This is a genomic window from Rhodococcus aetherivorans (genome assembly GCF_011058165.1).
Lineage (GTDB): Bacteria > Actinomycetota > Actinomycetes > Mycobacteriales > Mycobacteriaceae > Rhodococcus > Rhodococcus aetherivorans.
Genome location: NZ_JAALEG010000004.1, coordinates 138,050 through 158,851, shown reverse-complemented (window position 1 = coordinate 158,851; position 20,802 = coordinate 138,050). Strand labels below are relative to the sequence as shown.

Here is a 20,802-nt window from a genome sequence, read left to right as displayed (position 1 = left end):
CCGCTGCAGCCCGGCCCCCTCGGGATCCCCGGCATCAACTTCGCCGCCTACCAGAACGCCGAGCGGATCCTCGCCGCCGAGAACCCCGGCTGCAACATGTACTGGACGCTGCTCGCCGGCATCGGCCAGGTCGAGTCCGGCCACGCCAAGGGCGGCAAGGCCGACGACAAGGGCAACCTCCTCGAACCCGTGATCGGCCTGCCCCTCGACGGCAGCCTGCGCGGCCAGGCCGTCATCCGTGACACCGACGGCGGCACCCTGGACGGCGACACCGTCTACGACCGGGCGGTCGGCCCCATGCAGTTCATCCCGTCCACGTGGAAGCTCTACGCCGGTGACGGTGACGGCGACGGCGACGCCGACCCGCAGAACCTGTACGACTCCACCCTCACCACCGCCAAGTACCTGTGCGACGGCGGAAACAACATGCACGACATCGCGCAGGCCACCAAGGCCATCCATCGCTACAACAACTCCATGGCATACGTTGCCAACGTGCTCGCCTGGTCGGCCGCCTATTCGACCGGTGTCACCCCCAGCGCGGCGGACCTGCCGCGCATCCACTGATCGGGCGCCCCCTACGATTGATGCCATGGCAGTCAGCGAGTCCGACGTTCGCAGCGCCCTGGCGCGGGTTCAGGATCCCGAGATCCGCAAGCCCATCACCGAGCTCGGCATGGTCAAGAGCATCGAGATCGGCGGCGACGGCAGCGTCGACGTCGGCATCTACCTGACAACCGCCGGCTGTCCGCTGCGCACCGAGATCACCGACCGCGTCACCAAGGCCGTCGCCGACGTCGCCGGGGTCTCCGCCGTGCGCGTCGAGCTCGGCGTCATGACCGACGAGCAGCGCACCGAGCTGCGCAAGTCGCTGCGCGGCGACTCCACCGAGCCGGTCATCCCGTTCGCCCAGCCCGGCTCGCTCACCCGCGTCTACGCGGTGGCCTCCGGCAAGGGCGGGGTCGGCAAGTCCTCCGTCACGGTCAACCTCGCCGCCGCGATGGCCGCGCGGGGCCTGTCCGTCGGCGTGCTCGACGCCGACATCTACGGCCATTCCATCCCACGGATGCTCGGCACCGACGCCAAGCCCACCCAGGTGGAGCGGATGATCATGCCGCCCGTCGCGCACGACGTGAAGATGATCTCCATCGCCCAGTTCACCCAGGGCAACACGCCCGTGGTCTGGCGCGGACCGATGCTGCACCGTGCGCTGCAGCAGTTCCTCGCCGACGTGTTCTGGGGCGATCTGGACGTGCTGCTGCTCGACCTGCCGCCCGGCACCGGCGACGTGGCGATCTCCGTCGCGCAGCTGATCCCGGGCGCCGAGATCCTCGTCGTCACCACGCCGCAGCAGGCCGCCGCGGAGGTCGCCGAACGGGCCGGCTCCATCGCGCTGCAGACCCGCCAGCGCATCGTCGGCGTCGTGGAGAACATGTCGTGGCTCGAACTGCCCGACGGTACCCGGATGGACGTGTTCGGCACGGGCGGCGGTCAGGCCGTCTCCGAGCGGCTCACCCGCGCCGTCGGCGCGACCGTCCCGCTGCTGGGCCAGATCCCGCTCGATCCGGCGGTGCGCGAGGCCGGTGACGCCGGCACCCCGATCGTTCTCAGCGCCCCCGAGTCGCCTGCGGGTACGGCGCTGCGCGAGATCGCCGAGAAGCTCGCCGTGCGGCGCCGCGGCCTGGCCGGCATGTCGCTGGGGATCGACACCACCCGCCACCTGTAGGCGCCTGCGGCGCCGGTGTGCCCTTTACGTTGCTCCTGCCGCCCGAAGGACACACCGGCCGCGCAGCGGCCTACGTCGCGTCGGAGTCGATGGGGGGCTTCTCCCCGGCCGCCAGCGGCGGCGGGACGGGCTTGCTCACCGGCTTGGTGCCGGGCTTGTCGAAGTTGCCGGTGAGCAGCGAGTCGTCGCCGTCCAGCAGGTGCTTGGTGATGACCGCCTTGGGCGTCATGCCGCGCAGCTCGTTGAGTTCGGACAGGGGTTGACGCAGGTCGTCGAACTCGGGGCCCAGCTCCTCCTTCAGCTGCTCCTTCGCGCCGGACGCGTAGTCGCGGACCTGCCGCAGCGACTTGGTCACCCACGACACCGCGCCGGGCAGCCGCTCGGGGCCGAGGACCACGAGCGCCGCGACGAGGAGGACCATGAATTCGCCCCAACCGATGTTGCCGAACACCGCTCCAGGGTACGTGGTGCCGCGCCGTTCGCAGCCCGGAGGACCCAGGTCACAGCGAATTCCCAGCGAACAGGGAGCCGACGGTCAGTCGGACTGCGGGGTCACCTGCACGTCCACGAGACGGCCCGAGCGGACCAGCTGCACCGTCACCGGCTCGCCGATCTTCTGGGCGTGGACCGCGACGACCAGCTCGTCCGCGCTGGTGACCTCGCGGTCCCCGACCTTGACGATCACGTCGCCCTCGACGATCCCGGCCTGCTGCGCGGGGCTGCCCTCCTGCACGTTGGCCACCTCGGCGCCGCTGGCGACGTCGTTGACGACGCTGCGGGCGTTGACGCCGATCTCCGGATGACGCATCGCGCCGGTGCGGATCAGTTCCTGGGTGACGGCGGTGACGTCGTCGATGGGAATGGCGAACCCCAGACCGACGGAACCGCCGGTCTCGGTCTTGATGGCCGAGTTGATGCCGATGACGCGGCCCTCGGCGTCGACGAGCGGGCCGCCGGAGTTGCCGGGGTTGATGGAGGCGTCGGTTTGCACCGCGTCGATCACGGCGTCGGTGTCGGTGCCCTGACCGCCCAGGCGCATCGGCCGGTTGAGGGCGCTGACGATGCCGCGGGTGACGGTCTTGCTCAACCCGAGCGGCGAACCCACGGCGATGACGTCCTCACCGACCTGCACGTCCCCGGAACGGCCCAGTTCGGCGACCGTGAGGTTGTCCACGTCGACGGAGAGCACTGCCAGGTCGGTCTTGATGTCGCGCCCGACGATCTGTGCGGGCACCTTGGTGCCGTCGTTGAAAGTGACCTGGATCTTCGCGTCCGGACCGGTCGCGGCCATCGAGATCACGTGGTTGTTGGTGACGATGTATCCGGCACCGTCGATCACGACACCGGACCCGGTGCCGGACTCGTCGCCGACGGTGACCTGGATGGAGACGACGGCGGGCAGCACCGCGTCGGCCACGCGGGCCACCTGCCCGGTCGGCAGGTCGCCGTCCTGCTCCACCTGGGCCAGCGTCACGCTGCGGCTGGTGAGGGAGCCGGTGTCGGACGTGATCAGCGCGACGACGAGACCGCCGATCATGCCGATGGTCAGCGCGACCGCCGCCAGCGTCGCGAGGGCGCGGGTCTCGATCCGACCGCCGAAGAGGACTTCCCGCAGCGTGAGCTTGGGGGCGGGCGGCAGCGGGCGCTCGTCGCGGGCCTGCGCAGGCGCGCCCAGGCGCACGTTCGTCGTGGGGTCGCGCCACGGGTCGGGCTCGGGGCCGTCCGCATCGGTCTCGGCATCCGGGTCGGCCGGGGGCCGCTGCAGGATCTCGGAGGTGCCCACGGGTCGGCCGAACGCCTCGGCCAGCACCGGATCGGCGGGCGCACCGTGGCCGACCCGCGGCTCCGCGGCCCGTTCCTCGGCGGACCGGCCGAACGAGCCCGTCGTACCGGCCGGCCGGCCGAAGACGCTGCTGGCGGCGGCGTCGACGTCCGGGCGATAGACCGGGCGGGGCTGCAGGCGCGGGGCGTCGGCGCGGTGCGACACGCCCGGCGCGGGAGCGCCGTCCGTGTCCGACGTCGAGGCGGCCCGGCGCTCGGACTCCACTGATTCCGCTGTCACGCGTGCCCGTCTCCCCCGTGTCCGTCAGTCACGGTGCCCAGTATCACCGATGGCACCGGTGGCACCGCCACCGACCGTCGCGGGTCGATCACGGCGCGGAAGGACGCGAGCACCGTCAACGGCGCCAACGGATCGGCCAGCGCCGCCCGGCGGGCCAGGACTGGTCGGCCGCCAGCACTCCCCCGAAGCCGGGCGCGGACAGGTCCTGGTGGTGCTGCGGGATGTCGGCGAGGGCACCCAGGAGGGAACTCGGCATCGGGGGCGGCGCCGTCCGGGCGGCGTCGCGCAACGCGCGCCGGGCCTGCTGCTGGGCCTCGACCTCCGTGGCGCACTCCGGGCACACGGCCAGGTGCTCGGCCGCCCGGAGATACGCGTTCATCCGCAGTTCGCCGTCCACGTACGCTGCCACAGCCTCACTCGCCAGGTGCTCCGTGGAACCGAACCGGCGGGTCGGGTGTGCCCTCGTCATGAAATCCTCCTGGCGGCTACCCCGCATCGACTCGACCGACTTCGACCTTCCCATGCTCGCGCAGGTGCTCACGCAGCGCCTGCCGTCCGCGATGGATGCGGCTGCGCACCGTGCCGAGCTTGACTCCCAGTGTGGCACCGATCTCCTCGTAGGACAGGCCTTCGATGTCACACAGGACGACAGCAGCACGATAGTCCGGCGCCAGCGAGTCCAGGGCGGACTGCAGGTCGGCGCCGAGCCGGGCATCGTGGTAGATCTGCTCGGGGTCGGGGCCCTCGGAGGGCACGCGGTCGTAGTCCTCGGGCAGCGCCTCCATGCGGATGCGGTTGCGGCGCCGGACCATGTCGAGGAACAGGTTGGTGGTGATGCGGTGCAACCAGCCCTCGAAGGTGCCCGGCTGGTAGTTCTGCAGCGAGCGGAAGACCCGGATGAACGTGTCCTGGGTGAGGTCCTCGGCGTCCTGCGCGTTTCCGGACAAGCGGTAGGCGAGCCGGTACACCCGGTCGCCGTGCTCGCGCACCAGCTCGTCCCACGACGGCATCACCGCACGGTCACCGGTGGCGTCGAACACTGCCGTGCCGGTGAGCTCGACGTCGGCCGTGGGCTCGGCGTCGGGGCTGGGGAGCTGGGGGGAATCGGCCATGTGGATCGCTGGATCCTCCTCTTCGGGACCGCTGATCGTGGGTGTCGGTGTCTTCGTCCAACACCCGAGGGCGCCGGCTTGTTCCCGGTACCCCGATCGCGCTGTCGGTGCGGTCTGATGTGGTATCTACACCCTCACGCACGGGGATGTGGTGCCGATATGAGCAACCTGAGCATCGCCTGAGAATCCACCCGCCGTGCGCGCCTGCCTGCGACCGGCCCCCGGCGACGATAACCTCACTGGGGTGCACACGAATGCCGAACGGATCCTGGCCCACGTCGAGAACGTCACCGAGGACGAGAACCTCGCCCTGGCGCGTGAGCGTGCCCTCGATCTCGGCGCAGATCCGATCCCGGCAGCAGTGGGCGCGGCCCTGGCGATGTTCACCCGCATGCTCGACGCACGGACCGTCGTCGAGGTCGGCACCGGCGCCGGCGTCAGCGGACTCTGGCTGCTGCGGGGCCTGCGCGAGGACGGCGTCCTCACCACCATCGACAGCGAGCCCGAGCATCAGCGTGCCGCCAAGACCGCGTTCCGGGAGGCCGGCGTCACGGCCTCCCGCACCCGGCTGATCAACGGGCGCGCGCTGGACGTGCTGCCACGGCTGGCCGACTCTGCCTACGACCTGGTCTTCGTCGACGCCACCCCCGCCGATCATCCGCACTACGTCCGCGAGGGCGTGCGGCTGTTGCGACCGGGCGGGGTCATCGTGCTGCACAACGCGCTGCTCTGCGGCCGCGTCGCCGACCCGGGCGAGCGTGACTCCGCCGTCCTCGCCGTCCGAGAGGCGACGCGGGCCGTGGTGACCGACGAGCGTCTCGCACCGGTGCTGCTGCCGGTGGGCGACGGGCTGCTCTGCGCCGCCAAGCTCTAGGCCCCGGCGCACGCCCCGATCAGATCCACACGCCCTTGCCGATGGCGACGACGCCGCCGCTGCTGACGGCGAAGCGCTGCCGGTCGCGTTCGAGGTCCACGCCGATGATCTCGCCGTCGCCGACGACGACGTTCTTGTCGAGGATCGCGCGCCGCACGACCGCGCCCTTGCCGATGCGCACGCCCGGCATCAGGACACTGCCCTCGACGGTGGCGCCGTCCTCGATCATGACGTTGGAGCTGAGCACCGAGTTGCGGACGGTGGCGGCCGACAGGATGCTGCCCGATCCGACGATCGACTCCTGCGCGAGACCGCCCTGGACGAATTTCGCCGGGGGCCACATCTCGGAGGCGCCGCGGATCGGCCAGCGCCGGTTGTAGAGGTTGAAGATCGGGTGCACCGACACCAGGTCCATGTGCGCGTCGTAGAACGCGTCGAGGGTGCCGACGTCGCGCCAGTAGCCACGGTCGCGTTCGGTGGCGCCCGGCACGACGTTGTCGTTGAAGTCGTAGACGTGCGCGGCGCCCTGCGCGACGAGGGCGGGGATGATGTCGCCGCCCATGTCGTGGTCCGAGTCCGGGTTCTCGGAGTCCGCCCGCAGCGCCTCCACCAGCACCTTGGTGGTGAAGACGTAGTTGCCCATCGAGGCGAAGGTGACGTTGGGATCGTCCGGGGTGCCGGGCGGGTGCGCGGGCTTTTCGAGGAACTGGGTGATGCGGCCCTGCTCGTCGGTGTCGATGCAACCGAACGCGAACGCCTCGCTGCGGGGTACCCGGATGCCGGCGACGGTCACGCCCGCGCCGGACTCGATGTGCTGGCTCACCATCTGCTCCGGGTCCATCCGGTAGACGTGGTCGGCGCCGAACACCACGATGTACTCCGGATCCTCGTCGTAGACGAGGTTGAGCGACTGGAGGATGGCGTCGGCGCTGCCGGTGTACCAGCGCGGCCCGAGCCGCTGCTGCGCCGGCACCGGGGTGATGTACTCGCCGGTGAAGCCCGACAGGCGCCAGGTCTGGGAGATGTGCCGGTCCAGCGAATGGGACTTGTACTGGGTCAGCACGCAGATCCGCAGGAACCCGGCGTTGACCAGGTTGCTCAGCACGAAGTCGATCAGTCGGTAGGCACCGCCGAACGGTACCGCCGGTTTCGCGCGGTCCGCCGTCAGCGGATACAGGCGTTTGCCCTCGCCGCCGGCGAGCACGATTCCAAGCACATGGGGCTGGCTCCTCACACAGTCAACCTATCCGCCACCCCCCTCCGCCGCCAGCGAAGAGGCCCATCGGTGGCCGGAACGTCACGCGCCGGATAGTTTGATCCGGTGCGGGTGGCAATGATGACGCGGGAGTACCCGCCGGAGGTCTACGGTGGTGCCGGCGTGCACGTCACCGAATTGGTTGCGCAGTTGCGCCGGCTGTGCGAAGTCGACGTGCACTGCATGGGGGCGCCCCGCGAGGGCGCCTTCGTCCACGGACCCGACCCCGAACTGGCGGGCGCCAACCCGGCGCTGACGACGCTGTCCGCCGAGCTGCGGATGGCGCACGCCGCGAGCGGTGCCGGCGTCGTCCACTCCCACACCTGGTACACCGGCCTCGCGGGGCATCTCGCCGCCGAGCTGTACGACGTGCCGCACGTGCTGACGGCACATTCGCTCGAACCGCGCCGGCCGTGGAAGGCCGAGCAGCTGGGCGGCGGCTACCGCGTCTCCTCGTGGTCCGAACGCAACGCGGTCGAGCACGCGGACGCGGTCATCGCGGTCAGCGCTGGGATGCGCCTCGACGTGCTGGACGCATATCCGTTCGTCGACCCGGCCCGTGTGCACGTGGTGCGCAACGGCATCGACACCGGGGTGTGGCACCCGGGGCCGGCCGAGCCGGGCGAGCCGTCCGCCCTGGAGAAGATCGGGGTGGACCCCGATCGGCCGATCGTCGCGTTCGTCGGGCGCATCACGCGCCAGAAGGGCGTCGGGCACCTCATCGCCGCCGCCCACGACGTGGACCCCGGAATTCAGCTGGTGCTGTGCGCCGGCGCGCCGGACACCCCGGAGATCGCCGCCGAGACCGAGCAGGCGGTGGCCGAACTCGAGCGCCGGCGCGGCAACGTCTTCTGGGTCCGCGAAATGCTCCCCACCGACTCGGTCCGTGAGATCCTTTCCGCGGCATCAGTTTTCGTGTGCCCATCGGTGTACGAGCCACTGGGTATCGTGAACCTCGAGGCGATGGCCTGCGAGACCGCTGTCGTCGCGTCGGACGTCGGTGGCATCCCCGAGGTCGTCGAGGACGGGGTCACCGGCCGGCTCGTGCACTACAACTCCTACGAGCCGCGGGCGTACGAGCAGGCGCTGGCCGCGGCGATCAACGAGGTCGCCGGCGACGCCGCCCTGGCTGCGGAGATGGGCCGGGCCGGACGGGTGCGGGCCATCGCGGAGTTCTCCTGGGCGCAGATCGCGCGGCAGACCCTCGCGGTGTACCAGGAGGTCGCCGCCGCGCGGCACTGAGCGTCCCGGCTCAGTGCGTCGCGCGCCGTTCCCACACGGTGACGGTCACCGAGGCGGTCACCGGGAACGGCTCCGGCAGCCCCGAGACCAGCTCCGCCAGCCGCTCGGCGGTCAGGTGGTGCCCCGAGGGCCCCATGCCGGCCAGCTGTCCGAGTGCCGGACGGTCGAGTTCCAGGGTGTACTGCACGTCGGCGCGGTCGACCCGCTCGAACGCGCCGGACAGGGCCGCCCCGAGCCGCTCGGTCTTGCGCTCGTCCACCTGGACCATGCCGGGCAGGGCCACCAGCTCGCGCAGGTGCGACGGGGTGGGGGCCGCGACGACGAGCACGCCGCCCGGCGCGAGGACCCGGTGCGTCTCGGCGGCGTTGCGCGGCGCAAAGACGGACAGCACGTGGCTGAGGACGCCGCTGCGGATCGGCCACTGCCGCCACACGTCGGCGAGCACGGCCCCGACGCGGGGATGGCTGCGGGCGATGCGCCGGACCGCGGGCTTGGACACGTCGAGCCCGACGCCGCGGCTGCCCGGCAGCGCGTCGAGCACCGCCGCGAGATACCGCCCGGTGCCGGCGCCCACCTCGAGGACGCGGGCGGTGCCGTCGCCGCCGGGACGCTCGGCACAGGCGCGGGCGACGGCGTCGCGCAGCGGATCGTAGTGTCCCGCCTCGAGGAAGTCCGCCCGCGCGGCGATCATCTCCGCGGTGTCGCCGGTGAACCGCGTCGCGGCCCCGGTGAGGAGGCTGACATACCCCTGGCGGGCGACATCGAAGCTGTGCCCGGCCTCGCACAGCAGCACGCCGTCGTCGAGATCGAGTCCGCGCTCGCACTGCGGGCAGGCGAGCAGATCGGTCACCGCGTCGAGCACGGGCAGTCCTTCCGAGAAACGAAGAGCACCGGAGTACGAACAGCAACGGGCCCCGCGCACCGTGGAGCGCGGGGCCCGGAGAACCCGGCGAATCGCCGCCGGGTGCCGACACCTAGCTGGTGACGCCCTTGAGCTCTTCGCCGAGCGCTGCAGCTTCCTCCGGCGTGAGTTCGACGACCAGACGTCCGCCACCCTCGAGTGGAACCCTCATGACGATTCCTCGTCCCTCTTTGGTTGCTTCGAGGGGACCGTCCCCGGTCCGGGGCTTCATGGCCGCCATCCTCTGCTCCCTCCAAATCTGCGCTCGACTCTTGCGCGCGTGGGTTACCGTGGGGGCCTCGTCGGAATTCGACGAGGCTCGCCACATCATTCTTCCCTATCCGGCCGACCGCCGGGTAGCTGACTATGCCCTAATGTGGCCGGAAACTGGTCGAACGTCCGTCTCGACCCAGCAGTCGGCGAGGTGATCGTCGACCATGCCGGTGGCCTGCATGAGCGCATACGCCGTGGTAGGACCGACGAACGCGAAGCCGCGCCGCTTCAGTTCGCGGGCCATTGCCGTCGACTCCGGTGTCACCGCCGGCACCTCCGCCACGGAGCGGAACCGCCGGGCGCGCCGCGCCGGCGCGAACGACCACAGCAGCGCGTCGAGGTCCGTGCCCTCCAGGTCGAGCACCGCCCGGGCGTTGGCGACCACCGCCTCGACCTTGCGCCGGTTCCGGACGATGCCGGCGTCGCCGAGCAGGCGAGCGACGTCGTCGTCCGTGTAGCGGGCGACCACCTCGACGTCGAACCCCGCGAACGCCGACCGGAACGCCTCCCGCTTGCGCAGGATCGTCAGCCACGACAGCCCCGACTGGAACGCCTCGAGGGCAAGGCGCTCGAACAGCTCGTCGCGCCCGTGCAGCTCGCGGCCCCACTCCTCGTCGTGGTAGTCCCGGTACAGCGTGGACCCCGGCGGATCCACCGCCCACGGACAGCGCACCCGGTCCTCGTCCATCGCTACTCCCCCCTGTCCGAGCGGTCCCCTGCGGCCTCTACCGCAACGGATGCGTCGGCCTGCCCCACCGCGGCGTCGCCACCGGGCGTGCCCCGCTCGGCGTCCTCGTACGCGGCGAGCCTGGCCCGCAGGTCGTCGATCTCGTGCGAGAGCCGGTCGAGCGCCCAGTCCACCTCGGCGGTCTTGTAGCCCCGCAGCACCTGCTGGAAACGCAGATCCCGGACGTCCGCGCCGGTCACGTCGGTGACCGGCAGGGCCGTGGCGGTGGTGCCCGGCGGGATCGGCGCCAGGGTCTCCCCGCGGCCGAACACCGCGCTCGCCACGAGGAACAGCACCGCGCCGACGACCACCATGACGAGCAGGTAGAGCAGAACCGTCAGCATGTACCGATCTTGGCACGGGCCACCGACAGGGCGCCCGGGGCGTCAGGCCACGGTGGCGGCCGGGGGCCGGTCCGCGAGGCTGACCTCCGTGGTGACGGGGACGAACGCGTCGCCGTCCACCAGGAACTGGGTCAGGCCCGCCCCCGAGTCGGGGATCCCACAGCGGGCGAGCATGGTGCCGACGATCTGCCGGCTCATCACCCCCAGCTCCCCGAGCGGCCGGTTCCGGTGCTTGCGTACGCCGAGGTTGACCTGGGCGATCGCGCCGATCCCGAGCCGGTCGTAGGTGTCGAGCAGCAGCCCGATCTCGACGCCGTAGCCGGGCGCGAACGGCACCGCCGACAGCAGTTCCCGAGTACCGGCGTACTCGCCGCCCAGCGGCTGCAGCACGCACGTCAGCTCCGGCCGCAGCGCCGCGAGCAGCGGCCGCGCCACCAGTTCCGTGACCCGCCCCCCGCCGTTGGCCTCCTCGGCGCCGCTGACCCGGAGCGGGCGGCGGTAATAGCCCTTGACCAGGTGGATTCCGTCGCCGGTGAGCAGCGGTCCGAGCAGCTTGGGGACGAACGCCGGATCGGGGTCGAGCAGGTCCGAATCCACGAACGCGATGAGATCACCCGTGGTGGCCGCGACGGAGCGCCACAGCACCTCCCCCTTGCCGGGCACCGGGGCGAGGCCCGGCACCGCCTCTTCCCGGGAGAGGACGCGGGCGCCGGCGCTGCGGGCCCGCTCCGCCGTGCGGTCGGTGGACCCCGAGTCCAGCACGATCAGCTCGTCGACCAGCCCGCCGAGCAGCGGATGGATGGTGTCCACCACCCCCGCGACGGTCGTCTCCTCGTTGAGCGCGGGCAGCACCACCGACACGGTTCGGCCCCGCTTCGCGCGTTCGAGTTCGGCGATGCTCCATCCGGGCTCGTCCCAGCTGTTCGCCTCGGCCCACGGCCGGGTCATCGCGGTACTCATGCCAGCCCCCTGACGGTGCGCGCCGGGGGGCGCGTGCCGGCGACGGCCGCCACCATGTCGACCACGCGACGGGTCGCCGCCACCTCGTGCACCCGAAACATCCGCGCGCCTGCCGCGGCCGCAAGTGCTGTCGCTGCCAATGTGCCCTCCAACCGGTCGGCGAGTTCCACCCCCAGAGTCTCCCCGATGAAGTCCTTGTTGCTCAGCGCCATGAGCACGGGCCACCCGGTATTTACGAGAACGTCCACGTGCCGCAACAACTCGAGGCCGTGGAAGGTGTTCTTGCCGAAATCGTGGGTCGGATCGATGAGGATGGCGTCGCCGGGCACCCCGGCCTTCGCGGCCCGCTCGGCCGCGGCGACGATCTCGCGCGTCACCTCGGCGACGACGTCGGTGTAGCGCACGCGGTGCGGCCGGGTGCGCGGGACCGCACCTCCGGTGTGCGAGCAGACGATGCCCGCGCCGAGTTCGGCCGCGACGGTCACCAGTTCCGGATCGGCACCCGCCCACGTGTCGTTGATCAGATCCGCCCCCTCCGCCACCGCGCGCCGCGCGACGTCGCTGCGCCAGGTGTCGACGCTGATGAGCAGCCCGGGGTGGCGGGCCCGGATCGCCGCGACGAACGGCACCACCCGCCGGGTCTCCTCCGCCGCGTCGACCACCTCGCCGGGGCCGGCCTTCACGCCGCCGATGTCGACGAGGTCCGCGCCCTCGGCCACGGCCCGATCCACGGCCGCCATCGCAGCGTCGTCGGTGAAGGTCGCGCCCCGGTCGTAGAACGAGTCCGGAGTGCGATTGACGATCGCCATCACCAGGGCCCGGTCGGTGGCGACCGGGCGGCCGCAGAGGGTCGGCGAGACGGTGACGGAGGCGGTCATGATTTCCATCCTGGCACGCACCCGCGGGCGGGCCCGGGCAGGAACCGGCCCAGCGGGAGTCAGCCCGCCGGCAGCTCGCCCCCGGCGACGGCCTCGACGTAGCCGTCGTACGCGGGCCGGTAGCCCTCCTCCGGCCCGGTGAGCACGTAGACGGGGTCGTCGCCGGTGTCGGCGTAGCCCTGCTTGCGCAGGTCCACCTTGCGGCTCTTGAACGTCGAGGTGTGCTCGAGTTCGCCGACGACACGGACGAAGAGCGGCACCGCGTACGACGGCAGCGCCCGGTACAGCTGCGCCGCGAGCGCGGTGCCGTCGAACTCGGCCCCGTCGTGGAGCGTGATCGCGGCCATACCGGCCCGGCCGTCGGTGCCGGGGATCTCGACCCCGTAGACCACTGCCTGCGAGATCGACTCGTTCGCCGACACGGCCGCCTCGACCTCGGTGGTGGCGACGTTCTCGCCCTTCCACCGGAAGGTGTCGCCGAGGCGGTCGACGAACGCGACGTGCATGAAGCCCTGGCTGCGGACGAGGTCGCCGGTGTCGAACCAGGTGTCGCCGTCCTCGAAGCCGTCGCGCACGAGTTTGGACTCGCTCGCCTCGGGATCGGTGTAGCCGTCGAACGGGGCACGGTCGGTGACCTTCGCCAGCAGCAGGCCCACCTCGCCGCGGCCGACCCGGCGCAGCCGGCCGTCCGGTCCGCGGAGCGCCTTGCCGGTCTCGTGGTCGTAGTCGACCACTGCGTACGGAAGCGGGCAGACACCCGCGGTGCGCGGCTGGTTGAGCGCGTTGACGAACGCGATGTTGCACTCGCTGGCGCCGTAGAACTCGGCGACGCGGGCGATGCCGAACCGCTGGGTGAACTCGGTCCAGATCTCGGACCGCAGTCCGTTGCCCACCATCAACCGGATGCCGTTGTCGCGGTCGTCCGGCGACGGTGGCTGGTTGAGCAGGTAGCGGCAGATCTCCCCGATGTAGACGAACGCCGTCGCGCCGTTGCGCTTCGCGTCGGCCCAGAATCCGGTGGCGGAGAACTTGCGGCCGAGCGCGAAGGTGGCGCCGGCGGCGAGCACCGACGACAGCGACACGGTGAGGGCGTTGTTGTGATACAGCGGCAGGCAGCAGTACAGAGTGTCGTCGCGGCGCAGCCGGACGCCCAGGCTGCCCAGGCCCGACATGGACTTCAGCCACCGGAAATGGGTCATCCGGCTGGCCTTGGGCATGCCGGTGGTGCCCGAGGTGAAGATGAAGAAGGCGGTCTCCTTCGCCTGCAGGCGGTCGGTGACGGCGGGGTTCGCGGAGTCGGCGGCGACGGCGAGGTCGTCGAGTTCGCCGACGCGCAGCACCTTTCCGGCCGGCGGCGCCCCGTCGAGGGACTCCAGGGCCTCCTCGCATTCCTCCCCGACCACGAGCACCCGGCTGTCGAGCAGGCCGAGGCTGTGCGCGAGCACCTCGCCGCGCTGATGGTGATTGAGCATGCCGGCCGCGGCACCGAGCTTGACCGTGGCGAGCGCGACGAGCAACGCCTCCGGACGGTTCTTCATCAACACGCCGACGACGTCGCCGGTGCGCACACCCTGCGCGGTGAGCACGGCGGCGTAGCGGTTGACCTGGGCGTTGGCGTCGCCGTAGCTGAGGGCGTCGCCCTCGAATCGCAGGAACGGCCGGTCCGGGTTCCGCTCCGCGAGGCGCTGGAACACCGACCCGATCGTCTCGCGCGCGTCCGGCCGCCGGATGAGACCCCGCGCGCCGCGTAGCAGGCTCGGTGCGTCGGGCAGCATTCGCGGAAGCTGGGTGGCGAGACCCACCAGGGAGATCGTCGAGCCGGACTCGGTCATGGCATCCTCGGTTACTTGCGGACAGGAACTTACTGCAGAGTAAGCAACCTCGGCGCGAAGCGGAAGCCCCTCACCCGGCGCAGCGGTCGAGGGCGTCGTCGATGTCGCCGGTGACCTGCAGGCCGTCGAGCGCGTGGCGGTTGACGAAGCCGGCCGGCACCATCGCCTCGAGCCAGTCGAGCAGCCCCCGGTAGTGCCCCACCGGGTCGAGCAGCACCACCGGCTTGGCGTGCATGCCCAAATAGCCGGCCGTCCACGTCTCGAACAATTCCTCGAGGGTGCCGATCCCGCCGGGCAGCGTGACGAACGCGTCGGCGCGCTCCTCCATCGCCTGCTTCCGCTGGCGCATCGTGTCCGTGACGATCAGCTCGTCGGCGTCGACGTCGGCGACCTCGCGGTGCACCAGCGCCTTGGGGATCACACCGACGGTGTGCCCGCCGGCGGCGCGCGTCGCCTGGGCGAGCGCACCCATCATCGACACGTTGCCGCCTCCGGAGACGAGCTGCCAGCCGCGCCGTCCGATGGCGGTCCCCACCGCCGCCGCGAGCTCGAGGTAGGACTCGTCGACCGGCCCGGAGGCGCAGTACACGCACACCGCCCGCGCCTCGACGGTGCGCTCGCCGCCGATGCCCTCGAACGGATGGAAACCGCTCACCACGCCCCGCCCCCTCCGTACAGCGCCGACTCGTCCTGCCCGCGATGGGCGTCGACGACGATCTGCACCGCCTCCTCCACGCTGTCGGTCAGGTACAGCAGATCGAGGTCGCTCGGTGAGATCCGGCCCTCGCCGACCATCGCGTGCCGGATCCATTCGAGCAGCCCCGCCCAGTAGTGGGTGCCCAGCAGCACGATGGGGAACCGGGTGATCTTGTGGGTCTGGACCAGCGTGAGCGCCTCGAACAGCTCGTCGAGCGTGCCGAAACCGCCGGGCAGGCAGACGAAGGCCTGGGAGTACTTCACGAACATCGTCTTGCGGGCGAAGAAGTAGCGGAAGTTCAGTCCGAGGTCGACCCATTCGTTGAGCGCCTGCTCGAACGGCAGCTCGATACCCAGTCCGACGGAGAACCCGCCCGACTCGCTCGCGCCGCGGTTGGCCGCCTCCATCGCCCCCGGCCCACCGCCGGTGACAACCGCATAGCCCGCCGCGGCCAACGCGGCCCCGAGGGCACGGCCGGTGACGTACTCGGGGTGGTCGACGGGGGTGCGGGCAGAGCCGAAGACCGCCACCGCGCGCGGCACCTCCGCCAGCGCACCGAAACCCTCCACGAACTCGCTCTGGATGCGCAGCACCCGCCACGGATCGGTGTGCACCCAGTCGGAGGGGCCCCTCCGGTCCAGCAGTCGCTGGTCCATCGTCGTGGTCTCGGTCGCCCGGTCCCGGCGCAACTGGACGGGACCGCGGTGCACCACATCGGCACTCGCACGGTCGCGGGATCCGGGGTCGGTGTCGCGCGCCATGCGCCCAGATTAGGGGATGCCGCCGGGCCGCCCCGGCCGATGCCCCGCATCGTGCGTCAGGCGGCCAGATACCTCCGCAGCGTGCCGGCGACCTCCGTGATCTGCTTCACGGGCACGTGCTCGTCGCGCTTGTGCGCGAGGTTCGGATCGCCGGGACCGTAGTTGACCGCCGGGATCCCCAGCGTCGCGAAGCGCGCGACGTCCGTCCATCCGTACTTGGCCCGGAACCGGCCGCCGGCCGCGGCGACGAGGTCCGCGGCGGCGGGGTGGGCCAGGCCGGGCAGCGCGCCGGGCGAGCTGTCGGTGAGCTCGAGGGTGACGTCGAGACCGTCGAGCACCTCCCGCACGTGCGCGAGAGCCTGCTCGACGGTGCGGTCGGGCGCGAACCGGAAGTTGACGTCGAGGTCCGCGGCGTCGGGCACCACGTTGCCGGCGACGCCGCCGGCGATCCGTACCGCGGACAGACCCTCGCGGTAGACGCAGCCGTCGATGTCCACCGATCGCGGTTCGTAGGCCGCGAGCCGCTCCAGCACCGGGGCCAGCCGGTGGATCGCATTGTCACCCAGCCAGGACCGCGCCGAATGCGCGCGCACCCCGGTCGCCGAGATCCGCACCCGCAGGGTGCCCTGGCAGCCCGCCTCGATCTGCCCGGCCGTCGGCTCGCCGAGGATCGCCACGTCCGCGTCCAGCCAGTCCCGCAGGTCCCGCTCGATGCGGCCGAGACCGTTGTAGGCCGCGGCGATCTCCTCGCAGTCGTAGAAGACCAGCGTCAGATCGTGCGCCGGGTCCGCGATGGTGGCGGCCAGGTGCAGGAACACCGCGTCGCCCGACTTCATGTCGGCCGTGCCGCAGCCGTACAGCAACTCCCCGTCGCGCCGCGACGGCACGTTGTCCGCGATGGGCACGGTGTCGAGATGCCCGGCCAGCAGCACCCGGCTCGGCCGGCCGAGCCGGGTCCGCGCGAGGACCGCGTTGCCGCTGCGGACGATCTCGAAACCGGTGGTCTGCTCGCGCAGCGCCTGTTCGACGGAGTCGGCGATCACCGCCTCGTCCTGCGAGACACTGGGGATGTCGACCAGCGCAGCGGTCAGCTCGATCGGATCGGCGTGCAGGTCCAGGCGCGGTGCAGACATGCAAGAACAATACGTGGAGCGATTTCCCAGGCCGCCGGTGCGAACGACGACGCCTCGCGTACGCTTCACGACCGTGAGTGCACAGGGAGCATCAGCAGTAGGCATCGCCAACATCGCGGCGGACGGCACCGTTCTCGACACCTGGTACCCGGCCCCCACGCTGGGCGAATACAGCGAGACGGGCACGTCCCGGCTCGAGGGCACGGACATCCCGTCGGACTTCGCGCTGCTCGTCGGCGCCGACGAGGCGCGCGAGGTCAACCAGGTCGCGGTCCGCACGACGATCGCCGACCTGTCCCAGCCGCCGGCCGACGCGCACGACGCCTACCTGCGGCTGCACCTGCTGTCGCACCGCCTCGTCCGGCCGCACGGCGCCAACCTCGACGGCGTGTTCGGTCTGCTCGCCAACGTCGTGTGGACCAATTACGGCCCGTGCGCCGTCGACAACTTCGAACTGGTGCGCTCGCGCCTGCGCATCCGTGGCCCCGTGACCGTGTACGGCGTCGACAAGTTCCCCCGCATGGTCGACTACGTCGTGCCGTCCGGGGTGCGCATCGCCGATGCCGACCGTGTCCGCCTCGGCGCGCACCTGGCCGCCGGCACCACCGTCATGCACGAGGGCTTCGTGAACTTCAACGCGGGCACGCTCGGCAACTCGATGGTCGAGGGCCGCATCTCCGCGGGCGTCGTCGTCGACGACGGCTCCGACATCGGTGGTGGCGCGTCGATCATGGGCACCCTGTCCGGCGGCGGCAAGGAGGTCATCGCCATCGGCAAGCGCTGCCTGCTCGGCGCCAATGCCGGTGTCGGCATCTCCCTCGGCGACGACTGCATCGTCGAGGCCGGCCTGTACGTCACCGCCGGCACCAAGGTCAGCGGCCCCGACGGCACCGTCGTCAAGGCCAAGGACCTCAACGGCCGCTCCAACCTGATGCTGCGCCGCAACTCGGTCACCGGCGCCGTCGAGGTGGTTCCCACCAAGGGCACCGGCGTCGAACTGAATGCGGCGCTGCACGCCAACGACTGACCCAGAGAAACCGATCGTGTCGAAAACCGAGCACACACTCACCGAAGCCGACCACCTCGAGCACGGGCTCAAGGTCCGGCACCTGACGATGATGGGACTCGGTTCCGCGATCGGCGCAGGCCTGTTCCTCGGGTCCGGCGTCGGCATCGCCGCCGCCGGACCCGCGGTGATCGTCTCCTACGTCCTGGCCGGCATCATGATCGTCTTCGTGATGCGCATGCTCGGGGAGATGGGAGCGGCCCTCCCGGCCAGCGGATCCTTCTCCCATTACGCCCGCATCGGCATCGGTGAATGGGCCGGCTTCACGATGGGCTGGCTCTACTGGTTCATGCTCATCATGGTGCTGGGCGTCGAGATCACCGGCGCCTCGGCGATCGTGAGCAGCTGGCTGCCGGGCGTGCCGCAATGGGTGGTGGCCCTGGTGTTCGTCACGTTCTTCGCGGTGGTGAACCTGGCGAAGGTCGCCAACTTCGGCGAGTTCGAGTTCTGGTTCGCGGCGCTGAAGGTCGCGGTCATCATCGCGTTCCTCGTCATCGGCGTGCTGCTGGTGTTCGGTCTGCTGCCGGACACCGAGCCGGTGGGACTGACACACCTGCTCGGCGACGGCGACGGTTTCGCCCCCAACGGGCTCGCCGGTATCGCCGCCGGCCTGCTGGCCGTCGCCTTCGCGTTCGGCGGCATCGAGATCGTCACCATCGCCGCGGCCGAGTCGCGCGACCCCGAGCGGTCCATCGCGACCGCGGTGCGCACCGTCGTGTGGCGCATCAGCCTGTTCTACCTGGGCTCGATCTCGATCATGGTGCTGGTGCTGCCGTGGACGTCGGCGAGCGGGGAGACCTCGCCGTTCGTGAGCGTCCTCGACATCGCCGGCCTGCCGTACGTGTCGGGCTTCATGGAACTCGTCGTGGTGATCGCCCTGCTGTCGGCGTTCAACGCCAACGTCTACGGCACCTCACGCATGGCGTACTCCCTCGCCCGGGGCGGCGACGGCCCGACCGTGCTCGCGAAGCTCTCCCGCACGGGTGTTCCCCGCAACGCCGTGCTGCTGTCCGTGTTCTTCGGGTTCGTTTCGGTCCTGCTCAACTGGTGGCTGCCGGAGGACATCCTCGGCATCCTGCTCAACGCGGTCGGCTCCGCCCTGCTGGCGATCTGGATCTTCATCGTCGTCTCGCACCTGCGGCTGCGGCCCACGCTCGAACAGGAGGGCCGCCTCACCGTCCGGATGTGGGCGTTCCCCTACCTGAGCTGGCTGACCCTGGCCATGCTCGGCGCGTTCATCGTGCTCATGCTGTTCGACTCCGCCGCGCGGATACAGCTGGCCTCGACGGCGGTGCTGTTCCTGTTCATCGCCGCGGTGTCCCGGCTGTGGCAGCGCCGGAGCCGGTCCCGCACCGCGGCGCGGTAGTGCCGGAGGCGCGGTAGGTCCGGGGGTGGCCGGCGGCCTCAGCGCTCGCCGCGGTCGGCGAGGGCGTTGACGAAGACGTTCGCGATGTCCGCGGGGTCGCGGGCGACGTAGCTCGAGCCGCCGGTCACGCGGGAGATCTCGGCGAGGGTCTGCGCATCCGCGTCCTCCGTGATGCCGATCGTCACGACGATCACCGGCCGTGCCGGGTCCTGCTCCCGCGCGAGGATCTCGAGGAGCTGCGCCTCGGTGATGCTGTCCGGATCCTCGTTCGCTCCGTCGGTGAGGACGATGACGCTGTTGACCGCGCGCGGGTCGTAACTCTGCTGCACGGCGCGGAACGCCGCGAGAGTCGTGTCGTACAGGCCGGTGCCACCCCCGACCAGACCGGGCACCTTCTCCGCCTGGGCCGCCATCACCTCACGCTGGGTGCGCCCGTCCACGTCGGTGTCGTACCGCCGGATCGGCACCAGCTCGAGATAGTCCTGGCCGTCACCGCCGAGGTCCTGCGAGAACGCCCACAGCCCGGCGGAGACGCTGTCGGGGAACATCGCATTGCCCGCGAGGGCGGCCCGCACCGTCAGGTCCATCCGGGTGCCGTCGCCGGCGGGAAACCGCATCGAACCGGACACGTCGATCGCGACGAGCGTGCGGATCGGCAACGCCATCAGCGACCAGGCGCCGAGCGCCTCCTCCGCCATCGCCTCGTCCCGCAGTGACAGCAGCGGCACGCCCCCGATGCCGCGGCCGTCGGGCAACGGCTCGCCGTCGGGCCCGCGGAACCCGTGGTCGTGGAACACGTCGAGGGCCTTCTCCGTGCCCAGCACCTCGATCAGTACCCGTGCGGCGTCCGTCGCGCGATGGTGCCGGTCGGGCACCGGCGACGTCACCACCACCGGATACTCCAGCAGGATGCTGCCGTTGTCCGGTACCCGCGCCTCGAGGGCCGACTCGTTCGCCGTCGTGAAGGCCAGCACCTGCTGCTCGGTGGCGACGCCGATGCCGTCGGCGCCGATCGTCGCCAGCAGGTCGGCGCCGCTGGGCGCCTCCTCGGTGCGGATGCTCTCCTTCTGGGCCAGGGGCACCATGGCGGTGCGCACCGTGCCGACGGCGACGGGGTCGTCCTGGGTCTCGGCCAGGGCCGCCCGGATCGGGGCGGCGGCGACACCGGTCCGCAGCGGGTTGCCCAGCACCAGATCCGGGATCGCGAGGGCGGCGCGCCAGCTGGACACCTCCGGAACCGCCCCCGGGGGCCCGACCAGCACCGCGGGGGTGCTCGCGACCGCCCCGGCGATCATCTGTACCGGCCCGGCGGCGGTCGGTGCCGCACGACTCGCCCACCACCGAGCATCGGGAATCCACAGGTCGGGCGCGTCGATCCCCTTGCCGAGCAGCCCGGCGACGTCCCCCGGTTCGGCGGTGTCGACCGTGAACTCGTAGCAGTGGGTGTCCGCGTTTTCCGAGAGGACGGAACTCACGGCCGGTTCGATGCTCGGAGCGACGGCGAGGCTGTACTGCTCGACGGTGTCGCATCCTCCGGTCAGGGCGCGGACGACGCCGACTCCGGCCGCCGCGAGCACTACCACCACCACCGCT

Annotated in this window: 22 protein-coding genes; 6 read left to right on the top strand and 16 right to left on the bottom strand. The window is 71.2% G+C overall.

The features are described from left to right. On the top strand, positions 1-567 hold a 567-nt coding region (locus tag G6039_RS03280), incomplete at its 5' end, for a lytic murein transglycosylase (RefSeq protein ID WP_206530683.1). Positions 568-592: 25 nt separating this feature from the next. Further along, positions 593-1,726: an Mrp/NBP35 family ATP-binding protein gene (locus G6039_RS03275; RefSeq protein WP_043799258.1), complete on the top strand. Its 1,134-nt coding sequence runs from the start codon at positions 593-595 to the stop codon at positions 1,724-1,726. A gap of 70 nt (positions 1,727-1,796) precedes the next feature. Here the strand turns inward: G6039_RS03275 and tatB are convergent, their stop codons facing one another. The 4 genes from tatB to sigE all read right to left on the bottom strand — a co-directional run bounded on the left by tatB (position 1,797) and on the right by sigE (position 4,900). Then, entirely contained in the window at positions 1,797-2,177 is a 381-nt protein-coding gene (tatB, locus tag G6039_RS03270; RefSeq protein ID WP_006938788.1) for a Sec-independent protein translocase protein TatB, read from the bottom strand. 84 nt (positions 2,178-2,261) lie between these two features. Next, complete coding sequence (locus G6039_RS03265) at positions 2,262-3,713, bottom strand: S1C family serine protease (RefSeq protein ID WP_037201547.1); 1,452 nt, start codon at positions 3,711-3,713, stop codon at positions 2,262-2,264. A 190-nt stretch (positions 3,714-3,903) separates the two neighbouring features. Then, positions 3,904-4,257, bottom strand: a complete 354-nt coding sequence (locus tag G6039_RS03260) for a zf-HC2 domain-containing protein (protein ID WP_029542469.1) — start codon at positions 4,255-4,257, stop codon at positions 3,904-3,906. Positions 4,258-4,273: 16 nt separating this feature from the next. Further along, entirely contained in the window at positions 4,274-4,900 is a 627-nt protein-coding gene (gene sigE, locus G6039_RS03255; protein WP_006938796.1) for an RNA polymerase sigma factor SigE, read from the bottom strand. 244 nt (positions 4,901-5,144) lie between these two features. On the opposite strand from sigE, the gene G6039_RS03250 reads away from it, so the two are divergent. Next, positions 5,145-5,774: an O-methyltransferase gene (locus tag G6039_RS03250; RefSeq protein WP_006938797.1), complete on the top strand. Its 630-nt coding sequence runs from the start codon at positions 5,145-5,147 to the stop codon at positions 5,772-5,774. 19 nt (positions 5,775-5,793) lie between these two features. Here G6039_RS03250 and glgC read toward each other — a convergent pair whose 3' ends face one another. Beyond that, on the bottom strand, positions 5,794-7,008 hold the full coding sequence (gene glgC / locus G6039_RS03245; protein ID WP_037200697.1) for a glucose-1-phosphate adenylyltransferase: 1,215 nt from the start codon (positions 7,006-7,008) through the stop codon (positions 5,794-5,796). An 87-nt stretch (positions 7,009-7,095) separates the two neighbouring features. On the opposite strand from glgC, the gene glgA reads away from it, so the two are divergent. Beyond that, a complete protein-coding gene (gene glgA / locus G6039_RS03240) occupies positions 7,096-8,271 on the top strand; it encodes a glycogen synthase (protein WP_029542466.1) in 1,176 nt (391 codons plus the stop codon). Positions 8,272-8,281: 10 nt separating this feature from the next. Here glgA and G6039_RS03235 read toward each other — a convergent pair whose 3' ends face one another. From G6039_RS03235 to dapE, 10 genes are all read right to left on the bottom strand, one after another. Beyond that, positions 8,282-9,133 (bottom strand): putative RNA methyltransferase, encoded by an 852-nt coding sequence (locus tag G6039_RS03235; RefSeq protein ID WP_006938800.1) that lies wholly within the window; start codon positions 9,131-9,133, stop codon positions 8,282-8,284. A gap of 112 nt (positions 9,134-9,245) precedes the next feature. After that, positions 9,246-9,413: a DUF3117 domain-containing protein gene (locus G6039_RS03230; protein WP_003936084.1), complete on the bottom strand. Its 168-nt coding sequence runs from the start codon at positions 9,411-9,413 to the stop codon at positions 9,246-9,248. Positions 9,414-9,536: 123 nt separating this feature from the next. Next, positions 9,537-10,133, bottom strand: a complete 597-nt coding sequence (locus G6039_RS03225) for a DNA-3-methyladenine glycosylase I (RefSeq protein ID WP_006938803.1) — start codon at positions 10,131-10,133, stop codon at positions 9,537-9,539. A gap of 2 nt (positions 10,134-10,135) precedes the next feature. Continuing rightward, on the bottom strand, positions 10,136-10,516 hold the full coding sequence (locus G6039_RS03220) for a DivIVA domain-containing protein (protein ID WP_043799256.1): 381 nt from the start codon (positions 10,514-10,516) through the stop codon (positions 10,136-10,138). A gap of 42 nt (positions 10,517-10,558) precedes the next feature. After that, complete coding sequence (locus G6039_RS03215; RefSeq protein WP_029542464.1) at positions 10,559-11,476, bottom strand: glucosyl-3-phosphoglycerate synthase; 918 nt, start codon at positions 11,474-11,476, stop codon at positions 10,559-10,561. Continuing rightward, complete coding sequence (folP, locus tag G6039_RS03210) at positions 11,473-12,354, bottom strand: dihydropteroate synthase (RefSeq protein WP_043799255.1); 882 nt, start codon at positions 12,352-12,354, stop codon at positions 11,473-11,475. The genes G6039_RS03215 and folP overlap by 4 nt, the downstream gene beginning before the upstream one ends. Before the next feature lie 59 nt (positions 12,355-12,413). Beyond that, positions 12,414-14,186, bottom strand: coding sequence for a long-chain-acyl-CoA synthetase (locus G6039_RS03205; RefSeq protein ID WP_006938811.1), 1,773 nt, complete (start codon positions 14,184-14,186; stop codon positions 12,414-12,416). A gap of 70 nt (positions 14,187-14,256) precedes the next feature. Next, positions 14,257-14,844, bottom strand: coding sequence for an LOG family protein (locus tag G6039_RS03200; RefSeq protein WP_051446043.1), 588 nt, complete (start codon positions 14,842-14,844; stop codon positions 14,257-14,259). After that, positions 14,838-15,644, bottom strand: a complete 807-nt coding sequence (locus tag G6039_RS03195; RefSeq protein WP_006933996.1) for an LOG family protein — start codon at positions 15,642-15,644, stop codon at positions 14,838-14,840. Before G6039_RS03195 ends, G6039_RS03200 begins: the two co-directional genes overlap by 7 nt. Before the next feature lie 56 nt (positions 15,645-15,700). After that, positions 15,701-16,777: a succinyl-diaminopimelate desuccinylase gene (gene dapE, locus G6039_RS03190; RefSeq protein WP_043799253.1), complete on the bottom strand. Its 1,077-nt coding sequence runs from the start codon at positions 16,775-16,777 to the stop codon at positions 15,701-15,703. A gap of 73 nt (positions 16,778-16,850) precedes the next feature. Between dapE and dapD the strand changes: the two genes are divergently transcribed. Continuing rightward, positions 16,851-17,804, top strand: a complete 954-nt coding sequence (dapD, locus tag G6039_RS03185) for a 2,3,4,5-tetrahydropyridine-2,6-dicarboxylate N-succinyltransferase (protein WP_029542360.1) — start codon at positions 16,851-16,853, stop codon at positions 17,802-17,804. A 16-nt stretch (positions 17,805-17,820) separates the two neighbouring features. After that, a complete protein-coding gene (locus G6039_RS03180; RefSeq protein WP_006933986.1) occupies positions 17,821-19,209 on the top strand; it encodes an amino acid permease in 1,389 nt (462 codons plus the stop codon). 38 nt (positions 19,210-19,247) lie between these two features. Here the strand turns inward: G6039_RS03180 and G6039_RS03175 are convergent, their stop codons facing one another. After that, a complete protein-coding gene (locus G6039_RS03175; RefSeq protein ID WP_080688523.1) occupies positions 19,248-20,798 on the bottom strand; it encodes a substrate-binding domain-containing protein in 1,551 nt (516 codons plus the stop codon). Positions 20,799-20,802 lie beyond the last annotated feature (4 nt).